26 protein-coding genes are annotated in these 21742 nt (G+C 65.0%); 9 read left to right on the top strand and 17 right to left on the bottom strand.

From position 1 onward, the window contains the following. From soxX to R2N16_RS13425, 11 genes are all read right to left on the bottom strand, one after another. On the bottom strand, nt 1-675 hold the full coding sequence (gene soxX / locus R2N16_RS13475) for a sulfur oxidation c-type cytochrome SoxX (RefSeq protein WP_316666238.1): 675 nt from the start codon (nt 673-675) through the stop codon (nt 1-3). Next, nucleotides 672-1487, bottom strand: coding sequence for a sulfur oxidation c-type cytochrome SoxA (soxA, locus tag R2N16_RS13470; protein WP_316666334.1), 816 nt, complete (start codon nt 1485-1487; stop codon nt 672-674). The genes soxX and soxA overlap by 4 nt, the downstream gene beginning before the upstream one ends. A 37-nt stretch (nt 1488-1524) precedes the next feature. Continuing rightward, on the bottom strand, nt 1525-1980 hold the full coding sequence (locus R2N16_RS13465) for a DsrE family protein (RefSeq protein WP_316666236.1): 456 nt from the start codon (nt 1978-1980) through the stop codon (nt 1525-1527). A gap of 29 nt (nt 1981-2009) precedes the next feature. Further along, complete coding sequence (soxZ, locus tag R2N16_RS13460) at nt 2010-2321, bottom strand: thiosulfate oxidation carrier complex protein SoxZ (protein ID WP_024977295.1); 312 nt, start codon at nt 2319-2321, stop codon at nt 2010-2012. A 19-nt stretch (nt 2322-2340) separates the two neighbouring features. Further along, nucleotides 2341-2811 (bottom strand): thiosulfate oxidation carrier protein SoxY, encoded by a 471-nt coding sequence (gene soxY, locus R2N16_RS13455; RefSeq protein WP_147216616.1) that lies wholly within the window; start codon nt 2809-2811, stop codon nt 2341-2343. 10 nt (nt 2812-2821) lie between these two features. Continuing rightward, nucleotides 2822-3169 carry a c-type cytochrome gene (locus tag R2N16_RS13450; RefSeq protein ID WP_316666232.1) on the bottom strand — a complete coding sequence of 116 codons (348 nt, stop codon included), beginning with the start codon at nt 3167-3169 and terminating at the stop codon, nt 2822-2824. 158 nt (nt 3170-3327) lie between these two features. Beyond that, complete coding sequence (locus R2N16_RS13445) at nt 3328-4215, bottom strand: EamA family transporter (RefSeq protein ID WP_316666231.1); 888 nt, start codon at nt 4213-4215, stop codon at nt 3328-3330. Nucleotides 4216-4328: 113 nt separating this feature from the next. Beyond that, nucleotides 4329-5621 carry an NAD(P)/FAD-dependent oxidoreductase gene (locus tag R2N16_RS13440; RefSeq protein ID WP_316666333.1) on the bottom strand — a complete coding sequence of 431 codons (1293 nt, stop codon included), beginning with the start codon at nt 5619-5621 and terminating at the stop codon, nt 4329-4331. 5 nt (nt 5622-5626) lie between these two features. Continuing rightward, nucleotides 5627-5965 (bottom strand): c-type cytochrome, encoded by a 339-nt coding sequence (locus R2N16_RS13435; RefSeq protein WP_316666230.1) that lies wholly within the window; start codon nt 5963-5965, stop codon nt 5627-5629. A 133-nt stretch (nt 5966-6098) separates the two neighbouring features. After that, nucleotides 6099-6917, bottom strand: a complete 819-nt coding sequence (locus tag R2N16_RS13430) for a BON domain-containing protein (RefSeq protein WP_316666228.1) — start codon at nt 6915-6917, stop codon at nt 6099-6101. A gap of 51 nt (nt 6918-6968) precedes the next feature. Further along, a complete protein-coding gene (locus R2N16_RS13425; protein ID WP_316666227.1) occupies nt 6969-7346 on the bottom strand; it encodes a YraN family protein in 378 nt (125 codons plus the stop codon). Between the two features lie 35 nt (nt 7347-7381). Here R2N16_RS13425 and rsmI point away from each other — a divergent pair, with 35 nt between their 5' ends. Further along, nucleotides 7382-8284, top strand: a complete 903-nt coding sequence (gene rsmI, locus R2N16_RS13420; RefSeq protein ID WP_316666225.1) for a 16S rRNA (cytidine(1402)-2'-O)-methyltransferase — start codon at nt 7382-7384, stop codon at nt 8282-8284. Nucleotides 8285-8329: 45 nt separating this feature from the next. On the opposite strand, the gene R2N16_RS13415 is transcribed toward rsmI, so the two are convergent. Continuing rightward, nucleotides 8330-9061 carry a septal ring lytic transglycosylase RlpA family protein gene (locus R2N16_RS13415; protein ID WP_316666223.1) on the bottom strand — a complete coding sequence of 244 codons (732 nt, stop codon included), beginning with the start codon at nt 9059-9061 and terminating at the stop codon, nt 8330-8332. A gap of 201 nt (nt 9062-9262) precedes the next feature. Between R2N16_RS13415 and R2N16_RS13410 the strand changes: the two genes are divergently transcribed. From R2N16_RS13410 to R2N16_RS13400, 3 genes are all read left to right on the top strand, one after another. After that, complete coding sequence (locus R2N16_RS13410; protein WP_316666221.1) at nt 9263-9919, top strand: MBL fold metallo-hydrolase; 657 nt, start codon at nt 9263-9265, stop codon at nt 9917-9919. Next, nucleotides 9916-10635: a PolC-type DNA polymerase III domain-containing protein gene (locus R2N16_RS13405; RefSeq protein ID WP_316666220.1), complete on the top strand. Its 720-nt coding sequence runs from the start codon at nt 9916-9918 to the stop codon at nt 10633-10635. Before R2N16_RS13410 ends, R2N16_RS13405 begins: the two co-directional genes overlap by 4 nt. A 274-nt stretch (nt 10636-10909) precedes the next feature. After that, nucleotides 10910-11176, top strand: coding sequence for a hypothetical protein (locus tag R2N16_RS13400; RefSeq protein ID WP_316666218.1), 267 nt, complete (start codon nt 10910-10912; stop codon nt 11174-11176). Nucleotides 11177-11301: 125 nt separating this feature from the next. Here R2N16_RS13400 and arsC read toward each other — a convergent pair whose 3' ends face one another. The 4 genes from arsC to alc form a co-directional block, all read right to left on the bottom strand. After that, complete coding sequence (arsC, locus tag R2N16_RS13395) at nt 11302-11652, bottom strand: arsenate reductase (glutaredoxin) (protein ID WP_316666332.1); 351 nt, start codon at nt 11650-11652, stop codon at nt 11302-11304. Nucleotides 11653-11835: 183 nt separating this feature from the next. Beyond that, the gene (locus tag R2N16_RS13390) at nt 11836-13110 is read right to left on the bottom strand and encodes a M20/M25/M40 family metallo-hydrolase (protein WP_316666216.1); all 1275 of its coding nucleotides are present in this window, start codon (nt 13108-13110) and stop codon (nt 11836-11838) included. Nucleotides 13111-13203: 93 nt separating this feature from the next. Continuing rightward, the gene (locus R2N16_RS13385; RefSeq protein ID WP_316666215.1) at nt 13204-13731 is read right to left on the bottom strand and encodes an ureidoglycolate lyase; all 528 of its coding nucleotides are present in this window, start codon (nt 13729-13731) and stop codon (nt 13204-13206) included. Beyond that, nucleotides 13728-14738: an allantoicase gene (alc, locus tag R2N16_RS13380; protein WP_316666214.1), complete on the bottom strand. Its 1011-nt coding sequence runs from the start codon at nt 14736-14738 to the stop codon at nt 13728-13730. The genes R2N16_RS13385 and alc overlap by 4 nt, the downstream gene beginning before the upstream one ends. Before the next feature lie 343 nt (nt 14739-15081). Between alc and R2N16_RS13375 the strand changes: the two genes are divergently transcribed. The 3 genes from R2N16_RS13375 to R2N16_RS13365 are packed head-to-tail and all read left to right on the top strand — an operon-like array spanning nt 15082 to nt 17740. Then, a complete protein-coding gene (locus R2N16_RS13375) occupies nt 15082-16422 on the top strand; it encodes a C4-dicarboxylate transporter DctA (RefSeq protein WP_316666213.1) in 1341 nt (446 codons plus the stop codon). Between the two features lie 37 nt (nt 16423-16459). Then, the gene (locus tag R2N16_RS13370) at nt 16460-17146 is read left to right on the top strand and encodes a GntR family transcriptional regulator (protein ID WP_316666212.1); all 687 of its coding nucleotides are present in this window, start codon (nt 16460-16462) and stop codon (nt 17144-17146) included. A 6-nt stretch (nt 17147-17152) separates the two neighbouring features. Next, a complete protein-coding gene (locus tag R2N16_RS13365) occupies nt 17153-17740 on the top strand; it encodes an IMPACT family protein (protein ID WP_316666210.1) in 588 nt (195 codons plus the stop codon). An 8-nt stretch (nt 17741-17748) separates the two neighbouring features. On the opposite strand, the gene R2N16_RS13360 is transcribed toward R2N16_RS13365, so the two are convergent. Then, complete coding sequence (locus R2N16_RS13360; RefSeq protein ID WP_316666209.1) at nt 17749-18660, bottom strand: LysR family transcriptional regulator; 912 nt, start codon at nt 18658-18660, stop codon at nt 17749-17751. Between the two features lie 345 nt (nt 18661-19005). Between R2N16_RS13360 and gcl the strand changes: the two genes are divergently transcribed. Together gcl and hyi are read left to right on the top strand one after the other, a co-directional pair. Continuing rightward, nucleotides 19006-20781 (top strand): glyoxylate carboligase, encoded by a 1776-nt coding sequence (gene gcl, locus R2N16_RS13355; RefSeq protein ID WP_316666208.1) that lies wholly within the window; start codon nt 19006-19008, stop codon nt 20779-20781. Between the two features lie 42 nt (nt 20782-20823). Then, a complete protein-coding gene (hyi, locus tag R2N16_RS13350) occupies nt 20824-21606 on the top strand; it encodes a hydroxypyruvate isomerase (RefSeq protein WP_316666207.1) in 783 nt (260 codons plus the stop codon). The last annotated feature ends 136 nt before the right edge of the window (nt 21607-21742 follow it).

Raw genomic sequence — 21742 nt, 5'->3', positions numbered from 1 at the left:
TTATTGATTCACTGGCGAGGCCGGGTCGAACAACAGCGCCATCACATCGCGGATCTGCTGTTCGGTCAGGATGCCCTTGTGCCCGAAGCGCGGCATGTTGGAGCACGCGGCGTAGGCGTTGGAGTTGTAGATCTTGCCCCACGTGTAGCGCAGGATGGCCTCGGAATCGCCGCGCAGCTTGCCGTATTGGTACAGCGACGGGCCGATGGTGCCGTACGACACTTCGTCTTTCGACAGGCGGTGGCATGCGTAGCAGTTGGCGCCATTCACGGTGCCGGCCGGGTCGGAAAACTGCATGCCGCGGCCGCTCTGCGCGGTCTTCTCGCCTTCCTTCCAGTCGCCCAGCCACTTGTTGTCAGCCGGGTAATGGATGGTCTTGAGTTGCGCGTCTTCCAGTGTCTTGGCAACGGCGGCGGGCACGGCGTTGCGGTCGGCAAACTGGCTGCAGATCTTCTGCACGTCGTCGCGCTCGGTCACGCCTTCCACGGTGGCCGGGCCCTTGGAGACAAAGCTGTCGTGGATGACCTTGGCAAGGGCGGCGTCGGCCTTTGCCTCGGGCTTGGGCGGGGTGACGGCCTTGGACGTTGCGTCCGCTGCGTGAGCGGTGCCGGCAGCCAGTGCCAACGTCAGGGCCGTCAGAACGATGGGGGTCAGTCGAATCATGCGTGGCCTCATCGTTTGATGGACGGCGCGTCCATCTTGCCGCCGTTGGCGTTGCGGGCGAGGAACAGTTCGAGCGCGGTGATCACCTCGCTGCCGTAGAGCGGTTCCGGAAAGCGTTGCTGGCGCAGGCAGTCGTACAGGCGGTGCTGCATGGTGCGCACTTCACCTTGCGAAACGCGATAGCCCGGCCATGTGGAATACGCAAAGCGCGCGCCGTCGGCCGTCAGCAGATCGGGCAGGTCCTGCAGGCGGATGCGCAAACCCGGCTGGGCATGGCACGTGGCGCAAGCAAAGTCATACGCGCCGCCGCGATAGAAGAACATGCGGCGGCCGAGTTCGTACACGCGCTTTTCTTCAGGATGGGCGAGCGCAATGTCGATGGCCGCACCGCGCGATTCCGAGGCAACGTAGGCCATCAGCCGTTCGATGTCCGACGCCTTGCCCGGCGACGAGAACGGCCGTGCCGAAGCCTCTTCCTTGGTCAGCCCCTGCAGGGTCATGCGGCAATACATGAGGCGCTGTTCGGCGTCCATCACGCGGCCGGTGTCTTTGAAGAAGCGCGGCAGCTTGGCGTATGCGCCCTTCACCACGCCCGGGCCAAGGCCCAGGTCGCACGCTTCGAGCGAGGCCTGTTTGGGGCCGGCGGGCTTTTTCCAGAGTTCTTCGCCGGCGGCTTCCCACAGCTCGGCCGGATTACCGTCGGCCAGCATTTCGCGGTACTGCGCGATGCCGGCGGCGGTGCTGTCCTTGGCGTCCTGCGCGTTGGCCGTGAGGGCAAGCCCACCAGCCACTGCCACGCTCAGCGCCGTTCCCAGCGCCATCATCCATGTCTTACGTTTCACGGTCCCCTCCGCGGGTCGCCTACGGTTTGATATAGGCGAAACCTTCTTCCTGCTGCAAGCGGGTGATTTCCACCACGCCGGCAGGCACCACCTTGGCTTCGAGCAGCAACTTGTCTTCCGGCACCTTGAAAGCCATCAGCGAGTTGTGGCACACGCGAAACTCCACGCCCATGCTGGCCAGCGCGGCCACGGGCGCGTCGAACGGGCGGCCTTGCGCATCCTTGGCACCTTCAACCAGGAACTCGATGCCATGCCCGAGCGCCACCACCACGATCTTCGTGCCGGGTGCGCCGTTCAGGTGGTTGCGCAGGTTGCCGATGGCGCGCACGGCCTGGTCGATGCCTTCGCTCAACTGGTAGACCACCTTGTAACGGGCACCGGCGCCGCCGGCGCGTGGTGCATTCTGGGCAGCGGCCTTGCCGGCCACACCCAAGGCCGCCAGCGCGGCGGTCACACGAAAGAAGCTGCGTCGCATCTCGGACTCCTGTGCTTGCTGGCCGGCGATTACTGGATCGACGTCTCGTCGGTGCGCTTGTCGCCATGGTTGTCGACCCACGTCACCGTCACCTTGTCGCCCTTGGCGCCGCCCTTGAACTTGAAATTGAGGAACGGATCCTTCGAGACAGCGGGGCCGAACTGTGCGTCGAGCACCGTCTTGCCGCTGTGCAGCACCGTCACGTTGGTGATGTGCCAGGCCGGCACAACCTTGCCGGACGCGTCCTTGCGCTGGCCGGTTTCCATGTCGTGCTTCATCAGGATCTTTACGTCGGTCGTGCCGCCGTTTTCCATTGCGCGAATGCGCATCGGGTCTGCCATGGTGTGTTTCTCCTGATGTTTAACCGCCGCAGCCACCCAGGGTGACCTTCACTTCCTTGCTCGCGAGCACCCACTTGCCGTTGGCACGCACGGCGGCGTAGACCATCGAGGTCTCCCCCATCTTCACGCGCGTGCTCACAAACGGGTCGGTGCCGGCAGGAATGGCGAACGTCGCGGCCAGCGTGTTCGGGTTCTTTTCGACCAGGATGGCGATGAGGTCGGTGCCCGGCAGCGTGCTGGTCACGACCAGCGGCACCACGGCGCCGTTCTCTGCAATGTCCGGGGCGGTGAGCTGGATGCCGGCGCCGCCCTTGTCGACCGCGCCGCCACCCAGTTGCTTGAGCACGTCGTTCACGCCCTTGACGGCAAACGCGGCCTTGTTCCACTCGGCCGCCTGTGCCGGCGTGGCGATGCCGGCAGACACCAGCAGCGCCATCATGGCACCGGCGCGCAGCACGTCGCGGCGGCTCAGGTTGATCGCATCATTCATCGTCCGTTCCTCACTTGGCCGGGGCGCCCGCGAGCACCCATTCGATCACGGCGTTCAGATCGGCATCGGCGATCTTCGGATTGGCCGGCATCGGGATCTGGCCCCAGTTGCCCATGCCGCCTTCGCGCACCTTCTTGACGAGCTTGGCTTGCGCGCCGGCATCGCCCTTGTACTTGGCGGCGACGTCCTTGTAGGCCGGGCCGACGAGCTTGCGGTCTACGGCGTGGCAGCCCATGCAGGCGTTCTGATTGGCGATGGATTGCGCGCGGGCACCATCAACGGCAGCCAGCGCGGGCGTGGCGGACAGCGCCAGGCCTGCCAGCACCGCCGCGGCAGCGAGCGTGGGGGCGAACTTCATGTGGTCTCCAGAGGACGAGGCTGCCCGCATGCGTGTGCGGGCCAATGGTCGGAATCGGACGCGATATTGTGCCCGAAGTAGGCCAAATCCTATGCCGCCCCCATAGCAAAGCGCCCGGAACCTTTCGGCCCGGGCGCTTGTTTGGGGGGGTGCGGCTGTTAGGCCATTGCCCGCCGTGCCGCCAGTCGTCCGCCAAATACGTTGAGCAGCAGCCCCGCCATCACCACGGCGCCGCCCAGCCATTGCGCTGGCACCAGGCGCTCGCCGAGCAGTACGGCGGCCGACAGCAGCCCCACCACCGGTACCAGCAGCGTGAGCGGCGCGACCTGGCTGGCCGCATAGCGCGCCAGCAGACGGCTCCACAGGCTGTAGCCGAAGATCGTGGCGCCGAAGGACAGGTAGACGATCGCGCCGATGCTCGATGCGCTGATGTTCGCCAGGCTGTGCGCGATCTGCTCCGGCCCCTCCAGCCAGTACGACAGCAGGAAGAACGGAATCGGCGGGATGACGGCGCCCCACACCACCAGGCTCACGACGTTTACCGGGCCGATGCGCTTGGTGACGATGTTGCCGCTGGCCCACGAGAACGCTGCGCACAGCGTCAGCAGGAAGCCGGCGGTGGTCATGCCCGTGACCGTGCCGCCACCCGCCATGCCGATGACCGCCAGCCCGCCCGCCGCCACCGCCATGCCTGCCAGATGGAACCAGCGGATCGGCTCGCGCAGCACGATGGCCGCAATCGTCAGCGTAAAGAACGCCTGCGATTGCAGCACCAGCGAGGCCAGCCCCGCCGGCATGCCCACATACATGGCCGAGAACAGGAACGCGAACTGCCCGAAGCTGATCGTGGCGCCATACGCCAGCAGCCACTTGAGCGCAATCCTGGGGCGCGGCACGAACAGCACGGCCGGGAATGCGACCAGGGCAAAGCGCAGCGCACCCAGCAGCATGGGCGGCACGCCGTGCAGGCCCACCTTGATGACGACGAAGTTGACGCCCCACACGAGCACAACAGTCAGGGCCAGCAGCAGATCCTTGGGAGACATGATGATCGGAAGGTTCAGACGGCCGCCCGCGCGGCCACATGACGCACTGTAGGCATGGGCCGCTTACACGACTTGCACAATCTTGCGCATTGTTTGTGCCCGGCGCCCCAGCCCTAACTCAGCATGTCCGACCAGATGGCGCGGCTCCAGCCCTGCGCCAGCTTGCCCTCGGTTGCGGAAGGCACATCGGAGAGCCCGCCCGCGCCGGGCACCGTCACCATGGTGTGCTCGGCCGCGTCGTAGCGGTGCACGGTCGCCACGTGCATCGCCTCGTCCGGCGTGGCAAAGCTGTAGCAGGTGTTGGTGTACAGCGGCGACGCATCGGGCGCATGCCCGGCGAGCATCGCCACCACGGCCGCGGCGGCCACCTTGCCGTGCTGATTGGCCATGTGGCCCGACTTGGGCATCAGCGGCGCGGTCTGGATGGCATCCCCAATCACATGCACGCCAGGCGCCACCTTCGATTCGAACGAGAGGAAATCCACCTCGCACCAGCGCCCGTTGGCCGTCGCCAACCCAGCCGACACGGCAATCGCCCCGGCGCGCTGCGGCGGGATCAGGTTGACGACATCCGCCTGCACGTCGTCCTGCACATCAAACTTGAGCACGCGGCCCTTGGCATCGATGTCAACGGCGTTGTATTGCGGGCGATATTCAATGTGCTGTGGGTAGCGCTCCGCCCAGACCCGCTTGAACAGCGCGCCCTTGGAGGTCACGTCATCATTGGCATCGAGGATGAGCACGCGCGATTCCGGCTTGGCGCGCTGCAGCCAATGGGCGATCAGGCAGGCGCGCTCGTACGGCGCGGGCGGGCAACGGTACGGCGCCAGCGGAATGCTGATCGCCACCGTGCCGCCGTTGGGCATGGCTTCGAGCCGATGGCGCAACGCCAGCGTCTGCATGCCGGCCTTCCATGCATGCGGGGCCTGTGCCGCGGTGGCCGCATTGGCCAAACCGGGAATGGCCCCCGGCACGAAATCGATGCCAGGCGAGAGGATCAGCCGGTCGTAATCGAGCGTGCCGCCGCCGGCCAGCCGCACCTGCCTTGCGTCAAGGTCGAGGGCCGATGCGCGGTCGCGCACCCAGCGCACACCATGGCGCTCGACCAGCGCGTCATACGGCACCGTGATCGACGCTATGTCGCGGTCGCCCGACAGCACGAGATTCGACAGCGGGCACGAGACAAACGCGGCGTTGGGCTCAACCAGCGTCACGTCGACATGGCCCCCGGAGAACACGCGCACATACTTGGCCGCCGTCGCGCCGCCATACCCGCCGCCAACCACCACCACGCGCGCATTGCGCACGCCCGACAGCGATGCGCATGCGGCCAGCGGCCCGGCGAGTGCGGTTGCCCCAAGCGCGCGCAACAGTGCGCGTCGATCCTTGCGCAGCGATTCACGCATGTCACTCATGGCGCCTCCTGCGATTGGCGCGACAGCCAGCCGGCAATGGCGGCGATCTGCGCATCGTCATAACCGCGCGCAATCTGGCCCATCACCGTGGACGGGCGCGTGCCGTTGCGGAACGCCTGCATGGCGTCGATCAACTCGGCTTGGGAGCGGCCCGCCAGTGGCAGCAGCGTCTGCGCAGGGGCTTTGGCACCGGGCGCGGTATCGGCGTGATGGCAGCTTGCGCACGTGGCGGCCCAGGTGCGGGCCTGCAGATTGGTTGGCGGACGATCGGCCGCATGGGCCGTGGACAGCACCGCAAGCAACGCTGCGGCGGCAAGGCGGTGGACGACGGGCATCGGGGGGCTGCGAAGTCGCGGAAGCGTCATACGCTAACACGCACGGCCGGCCATGTGCCCTGTGATGCGCGCAGCCAACAAAAAACGCAGCGCGGTGGCTGCGTTCCTTGCGAAGCGATGTGGCCGATGTTGCTTACGGCAATTGCTTGCCCGGCGGCAGCGTCGGCGAGCTGGTCGGCGACACGGTCACGCCCGGCGCGGCCGATATCACCGGTGCCGGTGCCTGCGTGGCCGTCGGCGTACCTTGCGCGGGCGCCGGCGTGCCTTGCGACGCATCGGGCGCCGTCGACGGGTTGGTCGACGTGGCATTGGTGTCCAGGCGCTTGCGCTCCTCTTCGCTCACGTAGTCGAACACCTTCACGACCTTGTTGACGCCGCCCACGGTGCGCACGGCTTCTGTGGCCCGGTTGCCTTCGGCCTCGGTGACGACACCCAGCAGGAAGACGGTCTGCGCTTCGGTCGTCACCTTGATGGAGTTCCAGGGCACGCCTTCCGTGCCGGCCAGCACGCTCTTCACCTTGGTGGTGATGTACGTATCGTTGGTGCGCGAGCCGAACGTGCTCGACACCGGCGTCACCACGATCTCGTTGACGACCTCGCGTGCGTTCTGCAGCTTCTGCGCGTATTGGCCGATCTCCTGCTTGGTCTGCTCGGTGCCGGCTTCTCCGGTCAGCAGGACCTTGCGGTTGTAGACCGTCACGTTCACGTGGGCACGGCTGTCGTAGCGCGAGATCAGTGTGTTCTCGGCTTCCATCTGCAGGCCACGGTCGATGGTCTGGGTGGCAGTCGGGCGACGGTCAGTGGCGAGCGCCACGCCGCCGGCCACGGCGCCGGCGAACAGCGGGAAGCAGGCGGTCAACTGCGTTGCGGTAATGCCGGCCAGAGCGGCCAGCACGGCGGTGCGCTTGACCGTGCGACGGAAGCGGGCAAACGTAGGCGACGAGAGTTTCATGCTGTCCTTGAATGAAGTCCGGAAGAAAGATGAGCGAGGTTCATGCGTGGCTTACGCATCAGCAGCGAAGGCATCGCGCATCCATTCGATACGCGCGCCATCAATGGCGATGACGTCAAAACGGCAGGCGGGCACCTCTTCAGCGCACCGCGCAAGAAAATCTTCGGCCGCGGCAATCAGGCGACGCTGCTTGGCGGGCGTGACACTCGCGGCCGCCCCGCCAAAGCGCTGCGTGGAGCGCGCCACGCGGGCGCGCACCTCAACGAACACCAGGGCGCCAGCTGCATCGCGCATCACCAGATCGATCTCGCCGCCCTTGCAGCGATAATTGCGGGTGACCACCGCCAACCCGCGCGCCTGCAAGTAGCGCAGCGCGCGGTCCTCACCGGCTTCACCGGTGGCGGCTGTGATGGACTGCGGCGCATGCATTTGCGGTTTGAACCAAGTGACTGAGAGAAGTTCTCGTGAGTGATCCTGACTGGACCCTGCTGGCGCACGACCAGCACTATCCCGCCGGCGCATTATATGTGGTGGCCACCCCCATCGGGAACGCTGCCGACGTGTCGCTGCGGGCGCGCTACGTGCTCGGCCTCGTCGACGCGGTGGCCTGCGAAGACACGCGCAACACCGGGCAATTGCTCAATCGGCTGGGCCTGTCGCGACCGATGCTTGCGGCACACGAGCACAACGAGCGCGAAGCCGCTGCGCGCATCGTCGCGCGGCTGGCGCAGGGTGAACGCGTCGCTTATGTGTCCGATGCGGGCACGCCGGGCGTGTCGGACCCGGGCTCGCGCATTGTCGAGGCGGTGCGCGCGGCGGGCCAGCGCGTGATTCCGCTGCCGGGCGCCAGCGCAGTGGTGACGGCGCTTTCCGCCGCAGGGGAATTGCTCGACACGTCGAATGGGCAATTCACCTTCGTCGGCTTCCTGCCGCCCAAGGCCGGGCAGCGCGAGGCCGCCATCCGCCAATGGGCGGCGCACGGGCCGGCATGGGTTCTGTATGAGGCGCCGCATCGCATCGAAGCTACGCTCGCCGCGCTGGCAGAACACGTGCCCGCACGACGCATCCTCATCGGCCGCGAGCTGACCAAGCTGTTCGAGCAGATCGTCGTGCTGCCCGCTGCGGACGCACCCGCATGGCTTGCCGCCGATGCCTCGCACGGCAAGGGCGAATTCGTCGTGGTGGTGGAAGGCGCAGGCGCGCAGGACGCGGCACCGACCGCGATGGCAGCCGATCAGGTCTTGCGTCTGCTATTGGCCGAACTTCCGGCCAAGCGCGCAGCCAAGCTGGCCGGAGCGATCACGGGGGCGCCGGTAGACACGCTGTATCAGAGCGCGCTGGCGTTGAAAAACGAGGGAAAGGACTGATGAGGCAGGAGGGCGGCTGAACCCGTGGCTCAGCGGCTCAGTGGCTCAGCGGCGCTTGGCGCGACGCTTGATCGCCTTCTTCTTCACGGGTGCGGATTCGTCACCGCCCACATCGGCATCGCCATCGTTGCTGGCGACGTCGGTCTGCGTCAGCTCGGGGCGCAGCGCTTCGACTTCAGCGCGCGACAGGCGGCGGATTTCCACCTGCGTCGAACCGCGCTTGACGAAGTCCAGCCGCTTGGCAGCGGCATACGACATGTCGAGGATGCGCTTGCCGTAGTACGGGCCGCGATCCGTCACCTTGGCCACGACCACGCGGTCGTTGGCGAGGTTGCGCACCAGCACCCAGCTCTGCAGGGGCAGCGACGGATGCGCCACCGTGAAGGCGTTCATATCGAAACGCTCGCCACTGGCGGTGCGGCGGCCGTGGAAGCCGCGGCCGTACCACGAGGCCAGGCCGCGCTGTTCGAACGTACCAAGGTCGGCGCGCAGGCCGGGGCTCGTATCGGTGTTCTCGTCGAGCTTGAGGCTGCTCGAATCCGGCACGCCACGGAACGACAGCGTGCCCCAGGCATCGGGGTTGTCGCGCGGGTCGGCCAGCTTCAATGCGGGCGCAGCGGGCTTGCTGGCCTGAAGAGCGGATTGCCCACCCGTGGGCGGTTCGCCAGGAACGGCAGCGCAGCCCGCCAGCACCAGCAGCGCGGTGCCATGCGTCAGCCAGGCACGCAGCGTGCGGCCCGCCGAAAGGCTGGAAGTCGGGAGGGTCAACTTGAGCATGGGCGCGAGTCTAACATGCATGCCTTGATCGATTATTTACATTTCCTATTAAAAGGCTCGCATCATGCTGTCATCTCACATCAATTTTGTAATTTTTTCTTTCTGATGTAACAGCGCACCCCGCGAGCCCAGTGCTGGCGCGGGCTCGGCCCGATACAATCGGGTTATCCCTCCCACGTGCGAATGCGCACACAAGATCACATGAAAGTCGTTGTCGTCCCCGTTACGCCGTTTGAACAGAACTGCACGCTGCTGATTGGCGACGATGGTGCTGCTGCGGTCACCGACCCGGGCGGCGATATCGAGCGCATCCTGGCCGCCGCCAAGCAACACGGCGCGCGCATCGAAAAAATCCTGCTCACGCACGGCCATGTCGACCACTGCGCCGCCGCCGATGCCCTGCGCACCCAGCTTGGCGTGCCCATCGAAGGGCCGCAGAAGGATGAAGCGTTCTGGATCGATCAACTGCCAGCGCAAAGCCAGCGCTTCGGTTTTCCGCCCGCCAAGGCATTCGTGCCCGACCGCTGGCTGGAAGACGGCGACACCGTGGAAGCCGCCGGCCGCACGCTGCAGGTCTTCCACTGTCCGGGCCACACACCCGGTCACGTGGTGTTCTTCAGCGCGGAAGACCGCATCGCCATCGTCGGGGACGTGCTGTTCGCGGGGTCGATCGGCCGCACGGATTTCCCGCGCGGCAACCATGCCGACCTGATCCACGCGATCCGCACCAAGCTCTGGCCGCTCGGCGACGACGTGACCTTTGTGCCGGGCCATGGGCCGGTCTCGACCTTTGGCGATGAGCGCGCCAGCAACCCGTACGTCGCTGATCGCCTGTTTGCCAACGAAGGCTCAGCATGAGCGAGAACGCCACCGAAAACACCAACGAGAGCGACGACCCGTTCGCCGACACCGCGCCCGCTGCGCCTGCCGACAAACCCCGCCGCAAGCGGGGCAACCAGCCCCCCGACACGCGGCCTGAAATCTACGTCAGCACCGACATCGAAGCCGATGGCCCCATCCCTGGCCCGCATTCGATGCTGAGCTTTGCCAGCGCGGCGTACCTGGCCGACAAGACACTCGTCGGCACGTTTGAAGCAAACCTGGAAACGCTGCCCGGCGCAGAAGGCCACCCGATCCAGATGCAATGGTGGCAAACGCAGCCTGAGGCGTGGGCTGCATGCCGCGCCAACCTCGAAGCGCCCGAGGTGGCGCTGCCGCGCTACGTGGAATGGGTGGAGAGCCTGCCCGGCAAGCCCGTGTTCGTGGCGTTTCCGGCGGGCTTCGATTTCACGTACATGTTCTGGTACATGATGCGTTTTGCCGGGCGCTCGCCGTTTGGCTGGGCGGCCCTCGACATCAAGACGCTGGCCTTTGCGCTCACCGGCATGCCGTATCGGCGCAACGTCAAAGCGGCCTTTCCCGAGCACTGGCACGACCCACTGCCGCACACGCATATCGCGCTGGATGACGCAAAAGAGCAAGGCGCGCTCTTCTGCAACATGCTCGCCGAACTGCGCAAGCGAGAGGCCGAGCGCGCCGCCGCACAAGTGACCCACCCATCTGCTCAGGATTGAGCGCCGGCCGCATCACGCATTTCGCGAAAACCCGCACACGGTTTGCCTCTTGCCCGCGTGACGCGCACACCATGCCGCAACGCAACTTGCGGCCTTGCAAACCCCCGTCTACGCTGGGCTTGTGCGAGGCGACCAGACGACTGCGCCACCCGGCGCCGACAAGCAAAGCCACTCGCATACGCCATTTGCTTGCCGTATCGTTTTCGGGCCGCACGTACCCCCGACGCCGGTGCGTGCCGGCGTCGGCTATCAGTCAACAACGGGAGGTGCCGCGATGCGATTTTCCCGTGACGCGTTTGACACGCAACACTTGCGAGCGATGACGGAGCGCTTGCATTGGCATCGCAAATCATCTGCGAAGGCGGTCCCGTTGAGCATGCGTGCGGAGCATCTGCATCACACGCGCAGCAACGTGCACCACGACGCAGAAGTCATGAAAGTCGCCATGGTGTCGACCGCGGCGGCGCTGGCAGTGGTGCTTGCTGCCCTGCTGGCAGTTGGTTTCGGGTCAGAAATGGCCCGATGGATGGGCCTGGAATAAACCGGTGCCCTTGCGCGTCTTGACGGACGCAGCCCCGGCCCTCGCGCAAGGCGAGATACGGCCACCCCTGAACGGCCTGTCCGATGGAAATCGGCAGGCCGTTCAACTTTGTGGGGCATGGCGAATTACTTCAGGAACGCGTCGAGCGCTTCGGGCGTGCGGCCGATGGTGGCGCGGCCGTTGCGAACGAGCACCGGGCGCTGCAGCAGCTTCGGGTGTGCCGCGATGGCTTTGAGCAGCGCGTCATCCGATGCATCGGCCAGATTGAGTTGGGCGTATTCGTCTTCGTTCTCGCGGACGAGGGTGCGCAGCGGGGTGTCGAGTTGCGCCGCGAGCTTTTTGAGGTCCGCCAGTGTGGGCGGGGTGACCAGGTACTCGATGACGTCGAGTTGCTCGCCTTTTTTTTCTGCGAAGGATTGGGCTTGTTCGAGAGCGGTGCGGGATTTGGAGCAGCGGGGGTTGTGGTAGATCTGCATGGGCTCTGGCGTTGGCTTGATGAAACGTGCCGCCATCTTAAGCGCAGCCGCGATGCTGGATGGTTTCGTGGTTGGTTGTGGGGGGATTCGTGGATTTTCCAACCGCAACCCAAAATCCAAACGGCACAAGCAAAAAGGGCCGACACAAGTCGACCCTAAACGAAGACCATCAAGCAGCAGCAATCACCCGCCCAACAACTCCGCCACTGCGCAACCAACCACCACAGTCGCGCCCCGCAGATCATTCAACCGCAGATTCTCATCCGTGTTGTGCCCTCGCGCCTCCATCAACGTACGTGGGCCCGCGCCATAGAGCACCGTGGGCACGCCATGCGCCGTGTAATGCCGGGCATCGGTATACAGCGGCACGCCATGCACCGGCACATCACCACCGAACACGACCAACGCATTACGCCGCAGCGCGCCAATCAGCGCTTCCACGCCCGGCAGCTCAGCAAGAGGCTCCGCCAGCAGAATGCGTTCGACTGAAACCTCGATCCCTGGCCGTTCCGCTGCAGCACGCTCGATCACGGCACGCAGTTCGCCTTCTGCATCGCGCCCGGCTTCTTCGGGAATCATCCGGCGGTCAACGCGGAACGTCACCAGATCGGGCACCACGTTGGTGTTGATGCCCCCCTGGATCAACCCGACGTTGAGCGTTGCGTGATCGATACCCGGCACGGCGGATTGGCGCGTTGCGAGTTCTGCGCGATAGCCATACACGGCGTGCAGGATGTGCGTGGCCGCTTCGATGGCATCGATGCCCGTCTGCGGCATGGCAGCGTGCGCCTGCTTGCCGCGCACGGTCACCTGCACGTGCAGGCAGCCGTTGTGCGCCGAGGTGATGCCATACGCAAAGCCGGCCGAGATCGCGTAGTCGGGCTTGCTCAGGCCTTGGTCCAGCAGCCACTTCGGGCCGATGTCGCCGCCAGTTTCTTCGTCGTACGTGAAATGCAGTTCGACCGTGCCGTTGAGCTTTGCGCCGCGCTTTTCAGCCTCGATCAGCGCGAGCAGCGCCCACGTGTACGTGGCGAAGTCCGATTTGGACACCGCCACGCCGCGGCCGAACATGGTGGGGCCGTGTTCGGTCTCGACGATCTCGCCGCCGTACGGGTCGTGCGTCCAGCCCAGACCGGGCGGGACGACGTCGCCGTGTGCGTTCATGGCAACGGTGGGGCCGCCGCTGCCGAACGTGTGGCGCACGATCAGGTTGGTGGCGCTGACCATGCCGGCGGCGCGCACCTGCGCCTGCGGCACGGCATGTGCCTCGACCGTCAAGCCCAGCGCTTCCAGCAGCGCCTTGGCGCGCGCCGCGTGCGGGGCGCAGTCCCCGGACGGATTGTCCGACGGCACCTTCACCAGCTCGCGCAGGAAGTCGATCTGCTGCGCGTGCGCGGCCTCGACAAACGCGCGGATGTCCGCATCGATGCCGGGGGTGGCGAGTTGAGCCTGGGTCATGTCGATGTCTCCGTGATTGGGGTGGGACGGGGATTCAAAGTGACTGAGCCCCCGTCGTGCGGGGGCTCAGGATTGGCACCGATGGCGCGATGCTTACTGCGCGGCCTGCATGGCTTCGGCGGTCAACCACACCGATTCGGCCAGGTCTTGCTCGTCGCAGTTGTGACCTTCGCCGCCACGGTCGACGACGAGGAAATCGCTCACCTCGCCCAGGGCCAGCAACGGGTGATGCCACACGCCGCGCGCGTAGTTCACGCCTTGCCAGCCGCGCGAGACGAACGCGCGCAACTTGGACGGATCCAGCTCGCCCGCCGGAGCGACAACCACCAGATACGGCTTGTCGTTCTGCGGGATGAAGGCCTGGCTGCCGCGCGGGTGGCGCTCCAGCATCTTGACCTCGAACGGCAGCGTACGCGGCTGGCCACGGAACAGGCTGATCAGCGCGCGGCCGCCCTCGCCCACGTCCACGTTGGCGAGGTCATGAAAGCGGATGGTCGTGCCCTGGTTGATGGGGAATTGCTTGGCCCCTTCCAGCTCGATCACGTCGCCAAACGGCGCGAAGGCTTCGCGCGTCAGCGGCTCGATGGTCAGCTCAATGCGTGCGGCGGTCTCTTGACTCATTCGAGCACCCCCCACAGGCGCAGGCGCGACACGCCGCCATCCGGGAACATGTTGAAGCGCACGTGCGTCACGATGCCCAGATCCGCGATTTCCGCTTCGTAGTAGTGCTGTAGATCCATCTGCAGCTTCTGCTCGGGCAGCAGCGTTTGCCAGAACATCGCCTGCGTCTTGAGCGAGCTGTCTGTGCCGCCCACCACACGTGCGGCCTGGATGGACACGCGATCAGCGAAGTTGCCCTTGAAGTGCGCGGTGTCGACTTCGATTTTGCGGATGCGGCCCGGGTTGGCCAGGGCGATCACGCACCAGTCGTTGCCGGGCTCGCGGCGGCGGCGCGTTTCCCAGCCGTCACCCATGTTCACGCCACGGCCCGGCATCAGCATGCGCGAAGCCGGCCCGAAGTGTTCGTTGTTGGCTTCGACCACATAGGCACCGTTTTCCATGGCGGCCAGGTCGAACAGTTGGGTGCGGTCGGCGCCCTTCCAGTCGACTTGCGGCTGGCCGTACACGCGCAAGCGCGCGATGCCGCCGTCCGGGAAGATGTTCACGCGCAGGTGCGTGAAGGCTTGCGTGCTGGTCACGGCCACGTAGGCGTGGCTGTTGCCTTGCAGCGTGGTCGACGGAACGATTTCAGTCCACTGCGTGGCCTCGGTCGGCTCGCCCTCCGGCAGATAGGCGGCTTCAATGGAAGCGGCCGGCGGAAAGTTGCCGGTGAAGTGGCTGGTGTCGATATCCACACCCTTCACGACGCCCGGGCGCGCCAGGCGGACGATGCAGTGGTCATAACCCCCATTGCGGCGACGGCGCGTTTCCCAGCCATCCATCCACTTGCCGTGGTCGTCGTACTTGCCGGGAATGAAAACCGCCGGCTCGGGGTTGAGCATGCGGTCTTTCGGCGCAAAAAATTCGTCGGTCGCGAACGTGGCCTCTGCGCCAAGGCGGGGGTCCGCCAGGTTGGGATATCGGCGCGTGAAATCCGGCGCGTTCGGATCGAGCGTAGGCATCGCCATATGGAACTCCTTGGTGTTTGTCTCTGGATGTTATACGGCCGGCCCATCGAACTAAAACGGCGAGTAAAAACACTCGAAACTGTGGCGATGGGAACGCCGGAAGTGCAGCGTAGATGGCGGAACCACAAGGCTTCGCGGGACTGCGTGAGCCGATCCTAGCATGTGAATTCAAAAATTGCATACAAAAATTGGATCGCCTATGATGCCGTCAACGCTCAACAATTCGAGGCAACAATTTGTTGCAATGCACTGAGCGAAACAAAGCCGTGACGACAATCGCAGCAGACCGAACTAGACGATTGCGCGGGGCTTGAGACACCAGTAATCCAAAGGAGGATTCACCATGCAACGCTTTACGCGCCCGTTGTTCGGGCAGGTTTTGATTGCCTTGGCGGTAGGCATCGCGCTAGGCATCTGGGCGCCGGAATTTGCGCAGAAACTGCAGCCCCTCGGTGATGGCTTTCTGAAGCTGATCAAGATGCTGATCGCGCCGATCGTGTTCTCTGTCGTGGTGGTGGGGATCTGCGGTGCCGGCGAGCTGAAGAAGGTTGGGCGCGTGGGCGGCAAGGCGATCATCTACTTCGAGATCGTCACGACGATTGCACTGGCGCTGGGCATCGCGCTGGCCTATCTGTTCGGGCCGGGCCACGGCATGAATGTGGATCCGAAATCGCTCGATCCGGCGGCCATGGCGTCGTACATGACGACCGCCAAGCAGGTGGAATCGACCGGCGTGGCCGCGTTCTTCCTCAAGCTGATTCCCGATACGTTTGTCAGCGGCTTTGTAAAGGGCGACATCCTGCAGGTGCTGCTGGTGTCGATCCTGTTCGGCTGCTCGCTGTCGCTGCTGGGTGAGCGGACCAAGCCGCTGGTCAACCTGATCGATCAGCTCTCACATGTGCTGTTCCGCATGATGGCCGTGATCATCCGTCTGGCACCGCTGGGCGTGCTGGGCGCGGTGGCCTTTACTGTCGGCAAGTACGGTGCGGGCTCGCTCAAGCAGCTCGGCTTCCTGGTGCTGCTGTTCTACGCAGCGGTGACGATCTTCGTGGTGGTGGTGCTTGGCGGCATCCTGCGTCTGGCAGGCTTCAACATCTTCAAGCTGATCCGATTCCTGCGCGCTGAACTGCTGGTGGTGCTGGGCACGGCGTCGTCCGACGCGGTGCTGCCGTCCATCATGAACAAGCTGGAGAAGATGGGCATCAAGCGCTCGGTGGTGGGTCTGGTCATCCCGACCGGCTACTCGTTCAACCTCGATGCGTTTTCGATCTACCTGACGCTGGCCGCCGTGTTCATCGCACAGGCGACCAACACGCCGCTGGCACTGCAAGATCTGCTGCTGATTTTGGGCGTGGCGCTCGTCACCTCCAAGGGCGCACACGGCATTCCGGGTTCGGCCATCGTGATTCTGGCAGCCACGCTATCGGTCATTCCCGCCATTCCGGCGATTGGCCTGGTGCTGGTGCTCTCCGTCGACTGGTTCATCGGGATTGCCCGCGCGCTGGGCAACCTGATCGGCAACTGCGTCGCCACGGTCGTCATCGCCGCGTGGGAGAAAGACATCGACCGCGTGCGGGCCAACGCAGTGCTGGACGGCAAGATCGACATCACCGAGGAGGGTGAGGCGATTCCGCACGGCCATGGCGCGCCGGCCGCTGCGGTGCACACGCTGCCGCATGCCTGAAGCGGCCCTCCTGTCGGACGGCGGTAAAATCGGCCCCATGACTGAAACCACCGCCGCCGACATCTCTTCCGAAGGCATTGCCGACGACATCGCCCAGGCGATCGTCGCGCATCGGCTGCCGCCAGGCACCAAGCTGCGCGAAGAGGCACTGGCGCGGGTCTACCACGTCAGCCGCACGAAGATTCGCGCAGCGCTGTTGATGCTCGCCAAGGACAAGCTGATCCGCATGGAGCCGGATCGCGGTGCGTTCGTCGCAAAGCCGGACGAGACCGAGGCGCGCGAAGTTTTCGCGGTGCGCCGCGTACTCGAGGTGGCGCTGGCGCGCGAATTCATCGCGAAAGCCACGCCCGCCGACTACAAGCGGCTGGAGAAGCACCTGGCCGAGGAGCATCGTGTTGCGGCCAGTACGGACGTGCCGCGCCGCAACCGCCTGATGGCCGACTTCCACCTGCTGATGGCGGATGTGGTCGGCAACAGCGTGCTGAAGGAAATGCTGCGCGAGCTGTCCGCGCGCAGCTCGGTCATTACGATGCTGTATCAGTCCACCTACGATGCCGTGCGCTCTTCCGACGAGCACACGGCCTTCCTGGACGCCGCCAAGCGCGGCGATGTGGAAGGCGCCATCGCCCTGATGGAAGAGCACATGGCGCACACCGAGGCGTCGCTCAAGTTCGAATCGCCGGGTGGCCGGGCGACGGATCTCGTAGCCGCCCTCCTCGCCTGACCGCGCGTGCCGACCTACACGCTGCGCGCGCCGGTTTCTGCCGAGCTGGAAATCAAGAAGAGCCGCTTTATCGGGTTGGCCGTGCCGGTTGAAGACCGGGCTGCCGCCATGGACGTGATCGCACGCCTGCGCGCAGAGCACCCCGCTGCCACCCACGTCTGCTGGGCGCTCCTGGCGGGCGGCCAGTCCGGCATGTCCGATGACGGAGAGCCCTCCGGCACGGCGGGTCGCCCCATCCTGGAAGTGCTGCGCCATCACGACCTGGACGGCACGCTGGGCGCCGTGGTGCGTTACTTCGGGGGCGTGAAACTCGGCGCCGGCGGGCTCGTGCGCGCCTACACGGATGCCATCGCCACCGCCCTCATGCAGGCCGAACGCGTCGAGCGCATCGCAAGCACCACCCTCACCCTCGCCACCGATTACGCCGATGAGGCGCGCATCCGTCGTTGGATCGACGAAGGCGGTTACGTGCTCGTCGATGCTGGCTACGATGCGGGTGTCAAGCTGGCGGTGCGCCTGCCGGTCTCGGCGGAAGCCTCGGCCAGAGACGCCTTGCGGGATTTAACGCAAGGACGCGTCGTCATCTCGGATTGATCGGCGCGTTATTTGCCGCGCGACCAGTACCCCGCCTGCCCATACACCGACTTCAGGTGTTCGATGAAGAAGCGGATCTTCGCCGGCACCGGCCGCTGCTGCGGGTACACGGCGAGGATGTCGTAGTCGGGCAGCGCGTAGTCGTCCAGCACCGTCATCAGCGCGCCGGATTCCAGCTCGGGCTGGATCTCCCACGTTGAGCGCCAGCCGAGGCCGAGGCCTTCGCCCATCCAGCGGTGCAGCAGCTCACCGTCGTTGCAGTCGAGGTTGCCGTTCACCTTCACGGTGACGGCCTTGCCGTTCTGCTGGAAATACCAGCCGCGCTGCTGACCGCCCTGCAGGTTGAAGGCGAGGCAGTTGTGGCGCTCGAGATCATCCAGCGTGCGGGGCACACCGTGCTTGGCGAAGTACGCCGGCGTGCCGCACACCACGCGCTTGTTCGACGCCAGGCGGATCGCCACGAAGTTCGGGTCGATGGCGCCGCCAATGCGGATGCCCACGTCGTAGCCTTCGCGTACGAGGTCGACCACGCGGTCGGTCAGGTTGAACGAGATGCGCACGTCCGGGTTGGCACGCAGGAAGTCCGGCGCATGCGGCGCGACGTGCTTGCGACCGAAGGCGGCGGGCGCCGAGACGATCAGGTGCCCGGTGGCCTTGTGGCGGCCTTCGGCAACGAGCAGCTCCGCGCGGTCCAGCTCACCCAGCGCCTTCTTGCACTGTTCCATGAACACCGCGCCCTGCTCCGTGACCGCAATGCGGCGGGTGGACCGGTGCAGCAGCTTCACGCCCAGGCGGGCTTCCAGCGCGTTGATGCGGCGGCCGATCATGACGGGCGTCACGTCCTGCGTGAGTGCGGCGGCGGCCATGCTGCCGTGTTCCACCACGGCGATGAACGCTTCGATCTGCTTGAGCTTGTCCATTCCATCATCCCAGTTCGCAATGTCTGACCATTTTATGGAGCATTCCGTACCTGGATTGCCACTTTCTGACGCATATCACCTGTGACGAATGGACAAAATGACGACGGACGATGTGATCGATGCGTTCGCGCCAGGCCGATTTTTTGCATCGCACAAAAAAGAGCCAAATGGCTTTACCGCAAGGCTTTTCAGCACCTTGCCTGACCTAGGATTGGTGCGGCACGCAAAATAAATCGATATCTGGAGTTAGCAATCAACTGACGAAAGCTGCGTTTATCCATATCGGCATGCGGGAATAGGATCAACTCCAACTGATTCCCACCTTCCCCTTCCTGGAGACACCCCATGCCGAAGATGAGAGCGATTGATGCCGCAGTTGCGGTGATGGAAAAAGAAGGCATCACTACGGCCTTCGGCGTGCCTGGTGCCGCCATCAACCCGTTGTACTCGGCCCTGCGTAAGGCCGGCAACATTGATCACGTGCTGGCCCGCCACGTTGAAGGCGCCTCGCACATGGCCGAAGGCTACACCCGCGCCGAAGCCGGCAACATCGGTGTGTGTATCGGCACGTCGGGCCCTGCAGGCACGGACATGATCACCGGCCTGTACTCGGCCTGGGCAGACTCGATTCCCATCCTCTGCATCACGGGCCAAGCGCCCCGCGCCCGTCTGTACAAGGAAGACTTCCAAGCCGTCGACATCGAGTCGATCGCCAAGCCGGTCACGAAATGGGCCGTCACCGTGCGTGAGCCGGCGCTGGTGCCGCGCGTGTTCCAGCAGGCGTTCCACCTGATGCGCTCGGGCCGCCCGGGTCCGGTGCTGATCGACCTGCCGTTCGACGTGCAGGTCGCGGAAATCGAATTCGACCCAGACACGTACAGCCCGCTGCCGGTCTACAAGCCCGCGGCAACGCGTGCCCAGGCCGAGCGCGCCATCGAGATGCTGTGTCAAGCCGAGCGCCCGCTGCTGGTGTGCGGCGGCGGTGTCATCAACGCCGATGCCGCCAAGCTGATGGTCGAGTTTGCCGAGCTGGTGAACGTGCCCGTGGTCCCGACCCTGATGGGCTGGGGCGTCCTGGCCGATGACCACCCGCTCAACGCCGGCATGGTCGGTCTGCAAACGTCGCACCGCTACGGCAACGCCACGCTGCTGGCTTCGGACTTCGTGTTCGGCATCGGCAACCGCTGGGCCAACCGTCACACGGGCAGCGTCGACGTCTACACGAAGGGCCGCAAGTTCGTGCACGTCGATATCGAACCGACGCAGATCGGCCGGGTGTTCGGTCCGGACCTGGGCATCGTGTCGGACGCCAAGGCGGCACTGGAGAAGTTCATTGAAGTGGCCCGCGAGCTGAAGGCCGCCGGCAGGCTGCCGTGCCGCAAGAGCTGGAACGCCGACGTGCAGAAGCGCAAGCGCACGATGCAGCGCCGCTCGGACTTCGACAACGTGCCCATCAAGCCGCAGCGCGTGTACCGCGAGATGAACCAGTACTTCCCGCGCGACGTGCGTTACGTGAGCACGATCGGCCTGTCGCAGATTGCCGCTGCGCAGTTCCTGTCGGTCAACCAGCCGCGCCACTGGGTCAACTGCGGCCAGGCCGGCCCGCTGGGCTGGACGATTCCCGCCGCGATCGGCGTGAAGGTGGCCTCGCCCAACAGCGACGTGGTGGCCATCTCGGGTGACTACGACTTCCAGTTCATGATCGAAGAGATGGCGGTGGCCGCGCAGTTCAAGGTGCCGTACATCCACGTGGTGGTGAACAACTCGTACCTGGGCCTGATCCGCCAGGCACAGCGCAACTTCGACATGGACTACTGCGTCCAGCTCGCCTTCGACAACGTCAACGCGCCGGAGCTGAACGGCTACGGCGTCGACCACGTGAAGGTGGTGGAAGGCCTGGGCTGCAAGGCGATCCGCGTGTTCAAGCCGGAAGACATCGAACCGGCCTTCGCGCAGGCCCGCCTGCTGATGGCCGAGTTCTCGGTGCCGGTGATGGTGGAAGTGATTCTCGAGCGCGTGACCAACATCGCGATGGGCACGGAAATCGACAACGTGGTCGAGTTTGAAGAGGTGCTTGATCTGGAAGACACCCTCACCGAAGCCGAAGGCGCCACCGCGTAAAGACGACGCGCCTCGCCCCTCACCGTCCGATAAGGAGAAAACATGACAAAGCTGGCAGCCAACCTGACCATGCTCTTCAACGAGCAGGCCTTCCTTGACCGCTTCGAAGCCGCCGCACGTGCGGGATTCCGCGGTGTGGAGTTCCTGTTCCCGTACGCGTTCCACGCCGACCAGATTGCCGATCGTCTGAACCGCTTCCAGCTCGACCTGGTCCTGCACAACCTGCCGGCCGGCAACTGGGACGGCGGTGAGCGCGGCATCGCCATCCTGCCGGATCGCGTGGGTGAGTTCCAGGAAGGCGTGGGCGAAGCCATCAAGTACGCCAAGGTGCTCGGCGCGCGCCAGCTTAACTGTCTGGTGGGCATTCGCCCCGAAGGCCTGAGCGAAGACGTTGCGCGCAAGACGCTGGTGGACAACCTGAAGTTTGCAGCGAAGGCGTTGGCCGCAGAGAAGATCGATCTGCTGATCGAGCCGATCAATACGTTCGACATTCCGGGCTTCTACCTGAACCGTACGCAGCAGGCGCTGGACCTGATTGCCGACGTGGACGCGTCCAACCTGTACGTGCAGTACGACATCTATCACATGCAACGGATGGAGGGCGAAGTGGCGAACACGCTGCGACGCCACCTGGACAAGATCAAGCATGTGCAGCTGGCTGACAACCCCGGGCGCAATGAGCCGGGTACGGGCGAGATCAACTACCAGTTCTTGTTCCGTTGGCTGGATGAGATTGGCTACAACGGCTGGGTTGGGTGTGAGTACAAGCCTAAGGCTGGGACTGTGGAAGGTCTGGGCTGGCGGGCTGATCACAAGGTGGCTTGATTTGCTTTTTTGCCTTGTTCCGGCGGGAAGGTTTCATCCTTTGTTTCATCCCCTGCCGGGGCTGACTCACTTTTACAGCAGCAACAGCAGCAACAAACAAGAGCCACCTTGGGCAGCACACAGATTGTGTGGAAGT

The organism is Ralstonia psammae (assembly GCF_958405935.1).
Taxonomy (GTDB): Bacteria; Pseudomonadota; Gammaproteobacteria; order Burkholderiales; family Burkholderiaceae; genus Ralstonia; species Ralstonia psammae.
This window is presented reverse-complemented; position numbering and strand designations above follow the sequence as displayed.